Here is a 15,574-nt window from a genome sequence, read left to right on the forward strand (position 1 = left end):
TTGTTTACATAAATACTTACGCATATCGTTATTACTTTATTATAAACATTGTAATCACAATATCCAATACATAAATATTTTAAAGTAAAATAGTCTATATCCACTGTTTTTTTATTTGTTTTTATTAACAGATCAAAAAAAACAAAAATCCAAAAATAGACTACCAAAAACTATCATTTATTCTAAACAAAACTTAAAAAAATAAAGTTTTATCATTTTAGCATAATCCAGACAAGTAGAAAGAGAAAATCTCCCTCTAAAAAAAAGGTTTAATAATACGCTCTACCCTTTGTTAATATTGATTTATTACTATCTTTATTTTTAAACCAATTTAATAATTATTTACATGAAAAAACTCACACTCATTTTGTTGGGCTTATTTATTTCTATGACCCATGCTCAAAACACAATCACTGGAACTGTTACAGATAGCCAAGGTTCTCCACTACCTGGTGTCAATATTCTCGAAAAAGGAACCAATAATGGTAGTATTACCGATTTTGAAGGAGCCTATAGTATCGAAGCAGATCCAAATGGAACGCTAGTTTTTAGTTTTGTAGGATTCGAAAGTAAACAAGTTAAAATTAATGCTCAATCGATTATTAACGTTACTCTTTCTAGCGGCTCAGAGCTTGATGAAGTTATTTTAGTAGGAACTAGATCTTTACCAAGAAGTAATACTACTTCTTCGTTACCTGTTGACGTATTGCCAGCAAAAGAATTAGCTTCTACTGGTCAAATTACATTTGATAAAGCACTGCAATACAAAATACCATCATTTAACACTGTACAAACCCCTGTAAATGATGCTACTTCCCTATTGGATCCATATGAAATTCGAAATATGGGACCTAGTAGAACATTAATTCTTATTAACGGAAAACGTAAGAACCTCAGTGCATTACTTTATACACAAACTTCTCCTGGTAGAGGTGAAACAGGCTCTGATATTTCAGCTATTCCAACAGATGCTATTAAAAGAGTAGAAATTTTAAGAGATGGAGCATCTGCTCAATACGGATCTGATGCGATTGCCGGAGTAATGAATATTATTTTAAAAGATAGTTACAAAGATGGTTCGGCAACCTTACGAACTGGTATTACCTCTGAAGGTGATGGAGAAACAATTGGCATAAGTGTTAATAATGGATCTACTATAGGAAAAGACAAAGGTTTCTTTAATTATACAGTAGATTTTTCTAAAGTTAGTTTAGCAAACCGTCCAGGAACAGTAGATGCACAAGGAGAGGCAACAGATTTTGGAGCGGATATCGCAGATGTACAAGCATTTCTAGATCTTTTCCCAGATGCCGGTAACATTAATGGATCTCCTGAAACGGCAGCTGCAAAATTTTTAGTAAATGGAGGGTACGATATTAGTGAAAACACTCAAATATATATGAATGCTGCTTATGTATACAAGAAAGTAAATAGTTTTGCTAACTATAGAACTCCATATTGGCGTACAGAAGCCGATTTTCCTTATTTAGCTGATTTTTTTCCAAATGGTCCTAACGGAGAATATATCGGATATGTTCCTACTTTTGAAGGAGACCTAAATGATTATAACGCTACCATTGGTTTTAAAACCAAAAAAAATGGATGGAATTATGACCTTAGTTACACCACTGGAGGAAACTCTCAGGATTATACCGTAAATAACTCTCATAATCGTAATTCCGTATTATCACCATCTACTTGGATTGACGCAAATGATAATGGTGTAGTAGACCCGGGAGAACTAACAGAAGGATCAGAATTATATCGTGAAAACAGTCCTATTTCCTTTGATCCTGGAGGTACAAAATTTACACATAGTGTTGGAAATATAGATATAGCAAAGCTCATTACCGATGAAATAAGTATTGGTTTTGGAGCTGAATTTAGAACAGAAACTTTTGAAATTATAGAAGGTGATCTTGCTTCTTATGACGGAGGTGGTGCAGATTCTTTTGCTGGTAATAGACCAGAAAACTCTGGAAAATTTAATCGTTATAACTTTGGAGGTTATTTTGATATTTCTGCAGATATTACAGAAGATTTTTTAGTAAATGGTACTATTCGATTAGAAGATTATAGTGATTTTGGTGAAGCTTTTGTATGGAAAATAAGCAGTCGCTATAAATTTTTAGAAGATAAATTCACTGTTAGAGCTTCTTTATCTACAGGATTTAGAGCTCCAACTTTACATCAGATATATACTCAACGAGCTCAATTTTCATTTATTCCTGGTCAAGGTATACAAGTAGGAGGATTAATTAATAACGTTTCTCCTCAGGCACAATTCCTATCAATTCCACAATTAGATGCAGAAAAATCTACAAACTTTACAATAGGTGTTGGTGCTAAGATTAGTAAAGACTTTAATTTCACCTTAGATTATTATAATATTAAAGTAGAAGATAGAATTGTGCTAAGTACAGAAATCGGTGCTACTGCAGCAGGTGATACACCTTTAGATGACGTACTAACAGCTAATAATTTATCAGACGTAAGTTTCTTTGTCAATGCTATTGATACAAGAACATCAGGAATTGATTTGGTAGCCAATTACAGAAACATCGTGCTGGGGCCTGGTAAACTTGGTTTTAGTCTATCTGGTAATTATACAATTCAAAATGAAAGAGATGGAGCTGTAAATAACCCTCAGTTAGTTGCAGATGCAGGACAATCAGTAGTAAATGATACTCAAGAAGCATTATTTTTCACTTCTAGGCCTGAGTTTAAAGCTATTCTGGGTGCCAACTACGATATTGGTAAGTTCGGGTTCTCATTAAACAACACATTATTTGGACCTACAAAATTTAGAAATCAAGGATTACAAGATCTAGAAGGACTGGTAGGGGGAGATGCTGCTGATAGCGATGGAGGGTCTGATCTTGGAGTAGAATTTATGACCAAAGTCGTTACTGACCTCGGAATAAACTACAACGCAACCGATAAAATAACATTGGCGTTAAACATTAACAATGTTCTAGATATATTACCAGAATGGGAGTTTAAAGCGCTTACTCCTACTGGTACTGCCGTTCTTAATGATGCCGATGCTACAAAAACTGCATTTAATCTAATAACATTTAATGGTAGATACTCTCAAATGTCATATGATGGTTATCACTTTAGTCAATTGGGAACTATGATAAATCTATCTTTAAATTATAAATTCTAGAACAAATTTTCATTTTAAAATTATGATTCGCTTTATTCTAATTAATTAGAGTAAAGCGAATTTGTTTTTAACACATCGCCTATAGTGTTAATATACTTATCAAATTTAATTAAATCATTATGAGAACCGCCTTCAATAGTTATCATTTTCTTTTTTGAAGTTAAAATACTTCTGAATAATTTTTGACCGGATTCATAGGGAACTACTCCATCATCGGTACCGTGATAAATTGTAATAGGACACTTTACATTTTCTATAAACGTATTAGATGGGAACTTATATTTCAAAATATTCTTTACTGGAAAAATCGGTAACCAATGTGATGTAACATCTTCCATGGAATTAAATGGAGTCTCTAGTATTAATTTAGAAGGATTATTTAAAGAAGAAACTTTGGTTGCAATACCAGTTCCTAAAGATCTCCCATATACGATCACTTGACTCTCTTTGTATTTACTTAAAACATACTCATAAAATAATTGAGCATCGTCATATAACGAACTTTCTTCTGTTATATTCCCTGTACTTTTACCATAACTTCTATAATCCATTACAACAACATCATATTGTTTATTTACGAAAAAGGAAGCTATTTCTCCCCATCTGGATAAGTTCCCTTTATTACCATGAAAGTATAATATAACTCCTTTGGGATCTTTACATTTAAAATGAAGCGCATTTAACTTTTCTCCATCCGTAGTTTCTAAAAAAAACTCTTCAAAAGAATGATTAAATTGATATATAAAATCTATTGGAAGCTTTTCTGGTTGAAAAATAATTTTATGTTGAAGTAAATATAATAGTCCTAATCCCATAAAATATACAATCAATATCCAAATTATTCCTTTTTTAAGCTTGGACATTTACTTTTTTTGAGGAGTGTTTTACACCGATGCTAGTATTAGATAAATTAATTTTTCTCATTTTAGAATTGATAATTTCTCCTAGCATTTTATGATAGGATTCAAAATTATTGAGATTCTTATGACCTCCTCCAATTACGGTATAAAGACGAGTTAATTTAGGTTTTACTTTTGATAACTTTATACTGGATTTAAAAGGAATTAATTTATCGTGAGTCCCGTGAATTATATGAATAGGGCAATTCACATACTTTAACCATTTATAAGTGGGTATTGGATACCTCATTATTAAGGAAATTGGCATAAACGGAATAAACTTAGCCGCTACCTTACTCAAACTATAATATGGCGCATCCAGTATTAACATTTTAGGATTGTTTATTGATGCTAATTTAGTAGCAAAACCAGATCCCATGGATCGTCCATAGAGTATTATATACTTTTCGTCTACTTTTTCTTTTAATTTATTATAAACGAACTGAAGGTCACGTTTTATCGCTTTAAAAGAACGCCTTCCTGTACTTTTACCAAATCCACGGTAATCTAACATACATACATCATATCCGTGTCTTGTAAAATCAACAGCAAACTTACCCCAACCTTTTATACTTTTAGAATTTCCTTTAAGATAGAGCACCACACCTTTAGGATTCTCTACCTTAAAATGAAGTCCATTTATAATAGCACCATCCCTAGTTTCTAGATTATACTCTTCTACAACTTGGTTGTTATAATAAAATTCAAAATCTTTATCTAATTTCTCTGGTTTGAAAATAAAATATTCTTGCAAATAGTATAAAGCAACGCTAGCAATAATATAAAATGCAAGAATAATAATTGCTATGTATCCCCAATTTGGCATATTAGTATTCTTTAAAAAATGCTTGTAAGTAACTAATTTACAAAAAATTAAAATGAATTGCATAAAAAAATCCTGCCGAAGCAGGATCCTAATATTTTATTCTTAATTGACTTATCTTTTATCGTCGAGCATCATATATCCTAAAACGAACACCTACTCTTGCATAAATATCGAAAAACTTACTATCAATATCAACTAAATTATCTGTGAAATCATTCATTGCACCTGCTTCAAAAAAGATATCAAACATCTCTCCTATCATTTGCGAAAAACCTACTCCATAAACTCCACCAATTACTAGTTGCTCATACTGATCGGATTCCAAATCAATATCTCCTAATTCTACATTAGTGTTTATTCTAAAAGAAGGACCTACATTGATAAAAGGTCTAAAGCGATCCTTTCCTCTACCAAATAAATATCTAAATTTAGGATTAAAACCTACTTGTAAAATCTTTAAATCGGCTGGTAAAACTGTAGGGATATTTGAAACGATTTCACTATTTCTTTGCAGAACATCAATTGAGAAAACTATACTAGTTTTAGCTCGAACTCCCATCACATAGCCATATCCTGCATTAAAATAAAATCCTGTACCACGATTACTATCTGCATTTTCAATATTTATACTAGAACTTGTTAAACCACCAGAAACTTCCCAACGATATTGTCCAAATGAAGTAGCCGAAATAGCAACAAGTAAAATAAAGAATATTAATTTTTTCATAATTTCATGTTTAGATTTGAGGTTAAATTCTTGACGAAAATACTAAAATTTAAAAAACAAGCATAAAAAAACCTGTCGATACCGACAGGTTTATAACTATATAAGATCGTTAATCTATTATTCTTTGTGCATAAATGCCTGTTTCTGCAATAAAAACTCTTCGGTTTCTACTATATCTTCATCTGGAACACAACAATCTACCGGACACACAGCCGCACATTGAGGTTCTTCATGAAAACCTTTGCACTCCGTACATTTATCTGGAACTATATAATATATTTCATCGCTCACAGGTTCTTGCGCCTCTTCTGAGTTAACTGCTTTTCCTCCAGGAAGTACGACATCACCTTCTAAATCTGTACCGTCGGCATATCTCCAATCATCCGCTCCTTCATAAATTGCAGTGTTTGGACATTCTGGTTCACACGCACCACAGTTTATACATTCATCCGTTATTATAATTGCCATAGCTCTTTTTTATTCTAAATTTGCAACACAAAAATAACTCGTAAACTAGTGATAAACAAATTAGAAATGTTATTAAATGACCGAATCACCGCATTTTCTGAATTAGGCAAGTTCTTAAGTCAATTCAAAAATACTGGTTATGAGAAGATTAACAACATCAAAAATAACGAAGATTTTTTTGATGGAATGACGCAAAAAATAGAATCTGCCAAACATCATAATGGTTGGTTTACAGAAGAAAACATAGTGTTTTCACTATCGCAATGGAGTAAAACACTTACAAAACATAACCTAGAACAATGGTTATCTTCGTATTCATTAGATCAAATAGAATTGAAAACAATTGGAATAATTATGGCAGGTAATATTCCTTTAGTTGGATTTCACGATTTTATTTCAGTATTAATCAGCGGCCATAACGTATTAGTTAAACAATCTTCTAATGATAATCAATTACTTCCATATTTAGCTGCGTACCTAATCAATATAGAACCAAGGTTTAAAAGTAAGATCTCCTTTACCACCGAAAAATTCACTGATTTTGACGCCATCATTGCTACAGGAAGCAATAACACTGCTCGCTATTTTGAACATTATTTTGGAAATAAACCCAATATAATTCGCAAAAACAGAAATTCTGTAGCTGTTTTAACCGGTAACGAATCCAAAGAACAATTGGCAGCATTAGGAAACGATATATTTAGATATTATGGATTAGGTTGTCGCAGTGTATCCAAACTTATGGTTCCTAAAGGTTATGATTTCGATCTATTTTTTAAATCCATTTATGCTCATAATGATATCATTAACGGTGCTAAGTATGCCAATAATTATGATTATAACAAAGCGGTGTATTTAATGAGCAGTTTTAAGCTACTAGAAAATGGTTTTCTAATGCTAAAGGAAGATACCAGTTATGGTTCTCCTATTGCCACTTTATTCTACGAAACTTATAATAATAAAGAAGAGCTAATCCAAAAGTTTGAAAAGGATAAAGAAGCTATCCAATGTATTGTAAGTGATGATTTTTCAGAAGAAAGTATTGATTTTGGCACTACTCAACACCCTTCTCTGTCAGATTATGCAGATAACATTGATGTTATTGAATTTTTAACAAAAATTCAATAAATATTTTATCATATTGATAATGATTTTGTTTTAGATTATTAGCACCTTTGTGGTGTTTTTTCTTACTGGTTTAAGGAGCCAGAAAACAATAAGAAAAGTAAATAATAAAAACAATAAAATCACTGATGAAAAAGCACAACTTTAGCGCAGGACCTTGTATTTTACCACAAGAAGTATTCAAAGAAGCATCCCAGGCTGTATTAGACTTTAACGACTCTGGGTTATCCATTTTGGAGATTTCACATCGTAGCAAAGATTTTGTAGATGTAATGGAAGAAGCCCGTAGTTTGGCTTTAGAATTATTAGGATTAGAAGGTAAAGGTTATAAAGTACTTTTTCTTCAAGGTGGAGCGAGTACACAATTCTTAATGGCTGCTTATAATTTATTACAAACTAAAGCAGGATATATCAATACAGGTAGCTGGAGCGATAAAGCCATTAAAGAAGCCAAGATTTTTGGTGAAGTTATTGAAGTTGCTTCCTCTAAAGATGCTAACTATAATTATATCCCTAAAGGGTACAAAGTACCAGAAGGTTTGGATTATTTACATTGCACAAGTAACAATACCATATTTGGTACACAAATTAAAGACTTTCCAACTACCGATGCACCACTTATATGCGATATGAGTAGTGATATTTTCTCAAGACAATTGGATTTTTCTAAGTTTAGTCTAATTTATGCTGGAGCTCAAAAAAACATGGGGCCTGCAGGAACGACGTTGGTTGTTATTAAAGAAGATATTCTTGGCAAAATAGAAAGACAAATCCCATCAATGTTAGACTACAGTGTACATATTAGTAAAAGCAGTATGTTTAATACACCTCCTGTTTTCCCTGTATATACATCTATGCTTACACTTAGATGGCTAAAAAAACTTGGTGGAATAGCTGCCATTGAAGAAGAAAACGAGAAAAAAGCAAAACTTATCTATTCCGAAATAGAGCTAAATCCTCTTTTTAAAGGATTTGCAGAAAAAGAAGATAGATCTACAATGAATGCAACCTTTTCTTTAGTTGATGAAGACCTAAAAGAAACCTTTGATGCAATGTGGAAAGAAGCAGGTATCAATGGTGTTAATGGACATAGAAGTGTTGGAGGATATAGAGCAAGTATGTACAATGCTATGAGTATAGAAAGTGTTGCTGCACTTGTAGACGTAATGAGTGATTTAGAAAGAAAAGCATAACCAACTTACAACAAACCGAAGCTTACTATTCTGGAATAAGAACAAAAAAAATTAAAAATCAAACCTTTAAAATGAAAGTATTAGCAAACGATGGAGTATCACAAAGTGGTATAGATGCCCTAGAAAAAGCTGGATTCGAAGTGCAAACCACCACTGTGGCACAAGATCAATTAGTAAATTATATAAACGATAATGAAATCAATGTACTACTGGTACGAAGTGCTACCAAAGTACGAACTGATATCATTGACAATTGTAGCTCCTTAAAAATCATTGGTCGTGGTGGTGTTGGTATGGATAATATTGATGTTACTTATGCTAGAGAAAAAGGACTGCATGTAATTAATACGCCTGCCGCTTCTTCTGGTTCTGTTGCCGAATTAGTATTTGCTCATTTATATGGGAGTGTACGTTTCTTACATGATGCGAATAGAAATATGCCGTTAGAAGGAGATAGCAAATTTAAAAACCTTAAAAAAGCATATGCTGGTGGTACAGAATTAAGAGGAAAGACACTTGGTGTAATTGGTATTGGTCGTATTGGACAAGCTACGGCAAAAATAGCAATCGGAGTTGGTATGAATGTAGTAGCATTTGACCCCTTTATTGAAGAAGTAGATATTCCGGTTGAATTTTTTGATGGACAATCCTTAAACTTCAAAATAAAAACTGTTTCAAAAGAAGAAGTTTTGAAACAAGCAGATTTCTTTACATTACACGTTCCAGCACAGAAAGAATATGTGATTGGTAAAACTGAAATAGACCAAATGAAAAATGGTGCTGGATTAATCAATGCAGCCCGTGGTGGTGTTATTGATGAAGTAGCATTAGTAGAAGCGCTAGAAAGTGGTAAACTAAGCTTTGCTGGTCTAGATGTTTTCGAAAACGAACCAAATCCTGCTATAAAAGTATTAATGAATAACAAGATCTCGCTAACACCTCACATTGGTGCAGCAACAGGAGAAGCGCAAGATAGAATTGGACAAGAGCTTGCCGATCAAATTATATCTATACTTAAATAAGAATAGAAAATCTTAAGAGATCATCAAAAATAAAACACCTTTTACGAAAATTCGTAAAAGGTGTTTTTTATTTACCTTATATCGATAAAATTATCATTTCATCTGGTTTTATTATAAAATAAGGGGAATAAATTCTATAATCTTACCTATAAAAAATGTAAATTTAGATCACATAATAAAAAAATATAAATCATGTCTGGAATTTTAGATCTTTTAAATAGCCCAATGGGGCAACAAATCATTAGCGGAGTAAGTAGTCAAACAGGACAATCCGCAGATAAAACAGGAAATTTACTAAGTATGGCTATGCCAGTGCTTATGGGAGCAATGCAAAAAAATGCTTCTACTCCTGAAGGAGCTTCGGGATTATTAGGAGCGTTATCCGGAAAACATTCTGGTGGTGGAATCTTAGATAATCTTGGTGGTTTGTTCGAAGGTGGAGTTGAAGACAATGTTACTAATGATGGAGCTGGAATTCTTGGACATATTTTAGGAGGTAAACAACCAGCTGTAGAAAATGCATTAAGTCAAAAATCTGGAATGGATGCTGGCTCAGTAAGTCAAATACTTAAAGTAGCTGCACCTATTCTAATGGGAGTTTTAGGTAAGCAAGCTTCTCAAAGTAACGTATCTGATGCCAATGGATTATCTAGTATGTTAGGTGGAATGCTTGGAGGTGGTCAAGGATCTAAACAACAATCTCTTATCGAATCATTTCTAGATGCTGATGGTGACGGAAGTATTCTAGATGATGTTGCAGGTATGGTTCTAGGAGGCGGTCAGAAAAAAGGCGGTATTGGAGGGTTACTTGGTGGACTTTTCGGAAAATAAAATCAAAAAAAGTTTTAATAATTTTTAAAGAGTCTTGATATAAACGTCAAGGCTCTTTTTCTATATCGATACACATGATTATATTTCTACAAAACATTACAAAACGTTAAAAATCAAAAAATATTGATCGACTTTTTGTATTTTAAACGTATGGTAACGAAACAGGTTTTTTTTATACTTACTCTAGTATTAATCATTTACAGTTGCGGAACAACTAAAGATCGAAAACTAGACACAACATCTACTGCCAATACTTCAGATACATTAAGAATTGCTAATGATGATTTAGAGTACGAAATCATTATCATAGAACCTGGATTTAATAACTGGTTAGTAACACAAAGACCCAGAGGATATTACAATCAACAGTTTTTAGAAATAAGAAATCGTCAATATGTTATAGAATACAATCAAAGAGTAGTTCAACCACAACGTTTTGATCCTAATTTATATATTCAACAAATTAACTATGATCAGCACACTGATTATGGATACGAAGTAAATTATCTACTATATAATTATTTCTTATTTTTTGAAAAACAATACAACCAGCGTTTTTTCGTAAGCAGAGGATAAAGATTTTGACGAGGGAAGTTTATATTGTATTTTTGTTCAATGCAAAAATTCAAAGATCGTTGGGAAATCCAAGCTAATTGGCAACTTATTTTTCCTCTATTAGGACTTACAGGTTTATTGATTTCTTCTTTTTTACTAAGCAAAAGACTTATATCCGGAATTTTTAAATTATCAGAAGATCACGAAGCGTATATTCTTGCTTTATCCTTAATCTCTTTGTTTCTTTTTATTCCCTTATTAGGACTTACTTTAAAAATCTTTAGTGCATTAGAAAAAAAATGGGAAATTAACTATCGATGGGAAATGATAGCTATATTTATTGTTTTTGCAATTACAGGATCTACGGCTGCAAGAGTTTCTGACCCATTACTAACTCTAATTGGATTGAGCAAAGAAACTACGAGTGGCTGGATCTATTGGCCTCTTAGAATATTTTTGATATTCCCTATATACCAAGTTATACTATTAATTGTAGGATGGTTATTCGGCCAATTTAAGTTTTTCTGGTGGTTCGAGAAAAAAATGCTCCGTAGAATGGGCTTCGCTAAATTTCTTGATTAAAAATGTTTTAAAAGACTTATTAGATAAAGTAAGTAGCAATGCTTACTATTGAACTATCTCTACCTCAATTGTTTTACCGTCTTTATCAAAAACTTCTTCCTTATTAATTACAAATGTATATAACCACATAATGGTAAAAGATGGAATAATATCAGTACCTGGTATAATCTCTTCTATAAATGTTATTACAGATGCTATTTTTCCTTTTTTTCCAGGATACATATCCAACATTTTTTTTGCAGCATATGGAGCCCAAATGATATCTAAAAAAGGGCCGACAACTGGAATAACCATCGAAGCCATACCAATCAAATCATAAACAATGCCTTTCTTTAGTAATTTATATTTGTTTTTTTTCATAAGTTTCTATTTACTAAAGATATAACAAAAAAAATGCCAAAAAATTGTTATGCCAAATCTGCAGTTATCAATCTTAAAAACTCGGTTCTTGTTTCTATTTTCTCAAATTGACCTCTAAATCCAGAAGTAGTGGTTACAGAGTTCTGTTTTTGCACACCACGCATCATCATACACATATGCGAAGCTTCTATTACAACAGCAACACCTTGCGGTTTAAGTGTTTTATTGATGCACTCTAAAATATCATGAGTTAATCGCTCTTGTACTTGAAGACGTCTTGCAAAAACATCTACAATTCTAGGCAATTTACTTAACCCAACTATATGCCCATTAGGAATATATGCTATATGGGCTTTCCCAAAAAATGGAAGCATATGATGCTCGCATAGAGAATACAACTCAATATCCTTTACAATTACCATATCGTCATAATCTTCTTTAAACATGGCACTTTTTAATATCTCTTCGGGATCCTGATGATACCCTTGAGTCAAAAACTGCATGGCTTTCGCCGCTCTCTCTGGAGTCTTAACAATCCCTTCTCTACTTACATCTTCTCCTAAATCCGTAATAATCGACTTAAACTTATCTTTTACATCATCAGTAACCTTGATATTATATTCTTCAAATTTATTGTATGGCATTATACGTATATTAATTCTAAATTTCCTTTTTCAACTTACTCTTAAAAGTATGCTGCAATTTACTTAGTTTTGGGTTAATCACAAACTGACAGTATCCTTGTTTACTATTTTGGTTATAATAATCTTGATGATAATCCTCCGCATTATAAAAAGGCCCTAATGCTGTTACTTCTGTTACAATTGGACTATCAAAAACACCTTCCATTTGTAGCTTATCAATCATTGAATGAGCCATTTTTTTTTGATTTTCATTTTCATAAAATATAGCGCTTCTATATTGAGTACCTCTGTCCGCTCCTTGCCTATTTAAAGTAGTAGGGTCATGAGTCGCAAAAAAGATTTCTAATAACTCTCTATAGTTAATAATATTTGCATCGTACACTATCTTTATTGCTTCAGCATGCCCAGTTCTTCCTGTTGTTATTTCTCTATATGCAGGGTTTTTTATAGAACCTCCGGTATATCCAGAAATCACTTGAAATACTCCTTGTAACCTTTGAAAAACTGCTTCTGTACACCAAAAACATCCTCCAGCGAAAACTGCGCTATCTAAGTTATTATTTCCCATAATATTGTTAAAAAGTAAATATTGTTTAACGAATGTACATATATAGTAAACAGCCCTAATGCTTTTTAACTTTTCATTAGTACGCCATTCAGATGTAAATCCTAGTTTTGCAGTTGAGTCGAAAAAGTAAGGATTTTTTTACAAAACATGAATAGAAAATTACGCCCTATCCTTAGTGTGCTATTTATACTGCATACTATTCTTTTATTTGGTCAAGAAAAAAAACAAATTACGGCACACAGAATATCTACCTCACCTAAAATTGATGGTATTCTAGATGATCAGGTATGGTTAGATATTAGTCCATCTGGTAATTTTAATATGTGGCAACCTGGTAATGATGGGACTATACCAGAAAGTCTTAGAACAGAAGTAAAAATGGCATATGACGATAAAGCGGTATATTTCGCTGCTTATCTTTATGATGATCAACCTGATAAAATACTACGCCAATTTAGTCAAAGGGATAATGTTTTTGCTCAAGCAGATTTCTTTAATATATCCATGAACACATACAATGATGGAATTAACGAAACACGTTTTTTTATTACTAGTGCCGGAACAATAGGAGATGCCAGAGCTGATCAATTCAATGAAGATTTTAGTTATAATGTAGTATTTGACGCAAAAATATCTTTTGATGAGAAAGGATGGTATGCTGAATTTAAAATTCCATATAATGCTTTACGTTTTCCCGAAATACCAGTTCAAGATTGGAGTATTAACTTTTTTAGACGGTTACAGAACAGGAACGAAACACATTCTTGGAATTTTGTAGATAACGAAGTAGGACAACGCACACAATATAACGGGCTTGTAAAAGGCGTTAAAGATATAAACCCACCTGTTAGACTTACTTTTTTTCCATTTGTTCAAGGTTTAGCAACTACATCCGACGGAGAAACAGAAACAGATTTTAGTGCAGGACTAGATGTTAAATATGGATTAAGTGATAGCTTTACTTTAGATGCCACTCTAATTCCAGATTTTGGGCAAGCTGCATTTGATGAAGTTAGACTTAACCTAGGACCTTTTGAACAAACTTTTGGAGAAAATAGACAATTTTTCACGGAAGGAACGGAACTTTTTAATAAAGGGCGTATTTTCTTTTCTAGACGTGTAGGTAATGGTCCTACAGGTTCGGTATCCGATGAAGATCTATTAGAAAATGAAATAGCAGAAGATGCTCCTACTAAGGTAAACCTGTTAAATGCACTCAAAATATCGGGAAGAACTAAAGGAAATTTAGGGATTGGTTTTTTTAATGCAATTACCGAAAAAACCGAAATACGTATCACCGATACTATTACAGGAAATCAAAGAAAAAAAGTAGTTGAACCTTTAGCCAACTATAATATTTTTGTATTAGATCAACAATTTAATAACAACTCTTCTATTTCATTAATTAATACTAATGTTACCCGAAACGGAAGTGATTTTAGAGATGCCAACGTTACTGGTTTGGTATGGAACTTAGCTAACAAAGCCAATTCTTATCGATTAACTGGGCGCTCTATAGTAAGTCAAGTAAATCTTCCTGGTGACAATATTGGTGGTTTTAGATCAGAACTTGATTTTGATCGTATTAAAGGGAAATGGAGATATGGATTTGGACACGATCTAGCTAATACCACTTTTGATATAAATGATTTAGGAGTAAATTTTAGAAATAATTTCAATAGCTTCCGAGTTAGTACTTCTTACCAGATTTTCGAACCTACTAAACTATTTAATAACTACAGAATTAATCTTTTTGCTAGACATCGTAGATTATATGACCCTAGTGTTCAAACTTCCAATTCCCTTGGTGTCGATTGGTTTTTTGTTACTAGAGAACGTTTTGCTTTTGGAGGTTTTACTATTTATGATTCTGATACTGATGATTACTTCGAACCTAGAGTAGATGGCAGATTTGTAACATTCAGTGAAAACCTTGGTGTAAATCTATGGGTATCTTCAGATTATCGTAAAAAGTTTGCTTATGATATTCGACTATTTCATCGTAATTGGTTTGAAGATGATCAACAAACCTACAGCATGAACCTTTCTCCTAGATATCGGTTCTCCGATAAACTTTTAGTTATTTGGACTACGGATTACTCTGTTAGAAAACGTAATTTTGGATATATCGATAATGATGATACTGATGTTTTCTTAGGACAACGAGATATTACTACAGTAGAGAATTCTCTTAGTGCTAGCTATAATTTTGACCCATATAAAGCAATTAATCTTCGTTTCAGAAATTTCTGGAGTACAGCTGATTATTCTGAAAATATTTTTTACACACTTAATGATGATGGTTCACGAACTCAAACAGACTATGACACTACAGAAAATGATCCTAATACAAATTTTAATATCTGGAATTTAGATTTAAGTTTTAGTTGGAGATTTGCTCCAGGAAGCGAAGCTACACTGCTCTATCGTAATCAAATATTTAACCAAGATGAATTATCAACGATTAATTATACGGATAGTTTAGATAATCTTTTTGGTCAACCCATAAAACATACCTTATCATTAAGAGTCGTTTATTTTCTAGATATAAATAATTTAAAAGGTTCTTTTAAAGGATAATCTTGGCGAATTTTAGGATATTAGT

At 32.4% G+C, this 15,574-nt stretch carries 15 protein-coding genes; 8 read left to right on the forward strand and 7 right to left on the reverse strand.

The annotated features are described in order from the left end of the window. Positions 1–346 precede the first annotated feature (346 nt). Positions 347–3,169, forward strand: coding sequence for a TonB-dependent receptor (locus H526_RS0103530; protein WP_027391722.1), 2,823 nt, complete (start codon positions 347–349; stop codon positions 3,167–3,169). A 41-nt stretch (positions 3,170–3,210) separates the two neighbouring features. Here the strand turns inward: H526_RS0103530 and H526_RS0103535 are convergent, their stop codons facing one another. From H526_RS0103535 to H526_RS0103550, 4 genes are all read right to left on the reverse strand, one after another. Next, positions 3,211–4,032 carry an alpha/beta hydrolase gene (locus H526_RS0103535; RefSeq protein WP_027391723.1) on the reverse strand — a complete coding sequence of 274 codons (822 nt, stop codon included), beginning with the start codon at positions 4,030–4,032 and terminating at the stop codon, positions 3,211–3,213. Beyond that, a complete protein-coding gene (locus tag H526_RS0103540; RefSeq protein WP_027391724.1) occupies positions 4,019–4,894 on the reverse strand; it encodes an alpha/beta hydrolase in 876 nt (291 codons plus the stop codon). Before H526_RS0103540 ends, H526_RS0103535 begins: the two co-directional genes overlap by 14 nt. A 118-nt stretch (positions 4,895–5,012) precedes the next feature. After that, entirely contained in the window at positions 5,013–5,621 is a 609-nt protein-coding gene (locus H526_RS0103545; RefSeq protein ID WP_027391725.1) for a porin family protein, read from the reverse strand. Positions 5,622–5,738: 117 nt separating this feature from the next. Then, positions 5,739–6,089, reverse strand: coding sequence for a 4Fe-4S dicluster domain-containing protein (locus tag H526_RS0103550; protein WP_027391726.1), 351 nt, complete (start codon positions 6,087–6,089; stop codon positions 5,739–5,741). Positions 6,090–6,155: 66 nt separating this feature from the next. Between H526_RS0103550 and H526_RS0103555 the strand changes: the two genes are divergently transcribed. The 6 genes from H526_RS0103555 (at position 6,156) to H526_RS0103580 (ending at position 11,397) form a co-directional block, all read left to right on the forward strand. Beyond that, positions 6,156–7,217 (forward strand): acyl-CoA reductase, encoded by a 1,062-nt coding sequence (locus tag H526_RS0103555; RefSeq protein WP_027391727.1) that lies wholly within the window; start codon positions 6,156–6,158, stop codon positions 7,215–7,217. A gap of 125 nt (positions 7,218–7,342) precedes the next feature. Beyond that, on the forward strand, positions 7,343–8,407 hold the full coding sequence (gene serC / locus H526_RS0103560) for a 3-phosphoserine/phosphohydroxythreonine transaminase (protein ID WP_027391728.1): 1,065 nt from the start codon (positions 7,343–7,345) through the stop codon (positions 8,405–8,407). Between the two features lie 71 nt (positions 8,408–8,478). After that, a complete protein-coding gene (locus tag H526_RS0103565) occupies positions 8,479–9,429 on the forward strand; it encodes a D-2-hydroxyacid dehydrogenase (RefSeq protein WP_027391729.1) in 951 nt (316 codons plus the stop codon). A 192-nt stretch (positions 9,430–9,621) separates the two neighbouring features. Beyond that, positions 9,622–10,260, forward strand: coding sequence for a DUF937 domain-containing protein (locus H526_RS0103570; RefSeq protein WP_027391730.1), 639 nt, complete (start codon positions 9,622–9,624; stop codon positions 10,258–10,260). A 150-nt stretch (positions 10,261–10,410) separates the two neighbouring features. Further along, positions 10,411–10,836 carry a DUF6146 family protein gene (locus H526_RS28175; RefSeq protein WP_035084233.1) on the forward strand — a complete coding sequence of 142 codons (426 nt, stop codon included), beginning with the start codon at positions 10,411–10,413 and terminating at the stop codon, positions 10,834–10,836. A 39-nt stretch (positions 10,837–10,875) separates the two neighbouring features. Next, positions 10,876–11,397 (forward strand): DUF6787 family protein, encoded by a 522-nt coding sequence (locus H526_RS0103580; RefSeq protein ID WP_027391731.1) that lies wholly within the window; start codon positions 10,876–10,878, stop codon positions 11,395–11,397. A 45-nt stretch (positions 11,398–11,442) separates the two neighbouring features. Here the strand turns inward: H526_RS0103580 and H526_RS0103585 are convergent, their stop codons facing one another. From H526_RS0103585 to msrA, 3 genes are read right to left on the reverse strand one after another with little or no spacing between them, the layout of a single operon-like run. Further along, entirely contained in the window at positions 11,443–11,757 is a 315-nt protein-coding gene (locus H526_RS0103585; protein WP_027391732.1) for a hypothetical protein, read from the reverse strand. 47 nt (positions 11,758–11,804) lie between these two features. Next, positions 11,805–12,401: a GTP cyclohydrolase I FolE gene (gene folE / locus H526_RS0103590; protein ID WP_035084236.1), complete on the reverse strand. Its 597-nt coding sequence runs from the start codon at positions 12,399–12,401 to the stop codon at positions 11,805–11,807. A 16-nt stretch (positions 12,402–12,417) separates the two neighbouring features. Further along, entirely contained in the window at positions 12,418–12,969 is a 552-nt protein-coding gene (msrA, locus tag H526_RS0103595; RefSeq protein WP_027391734.1) for a peptide-methionine (S)-S-oxide reductase MsrA, read from the reverse strand. A 147-nt stretch (positions 12,970–13,116) separates the two neighbouring features. Here msrA and H526_RS0103600 point away from each other — a divergent pair, with 147 nt between their 5' ends. After that, positions 13,117–15,549, forward strand: coding sequence for a DUF5916 domain-containing protein (locus H526_RS0103600; RefSeq protein ID WP_027391735.1), 2,433 nt, complete (start codon positions 13,117–13,119; stop codon positions 15,547–15,549). The last annotated feature ends 25 nt before the right edge of the window (positions 15,550–15,574 follow it).

It is taken from the genome of Aquimarina latercula DSM 2041 (genome assembly GCF_000430645.1).
Lineage (GTDB): Bacteria > Bacteroidota > Bacteroidia > Flavobacteriales > Flavobacteriaceae > Aquimarina > Aquimarina latercula.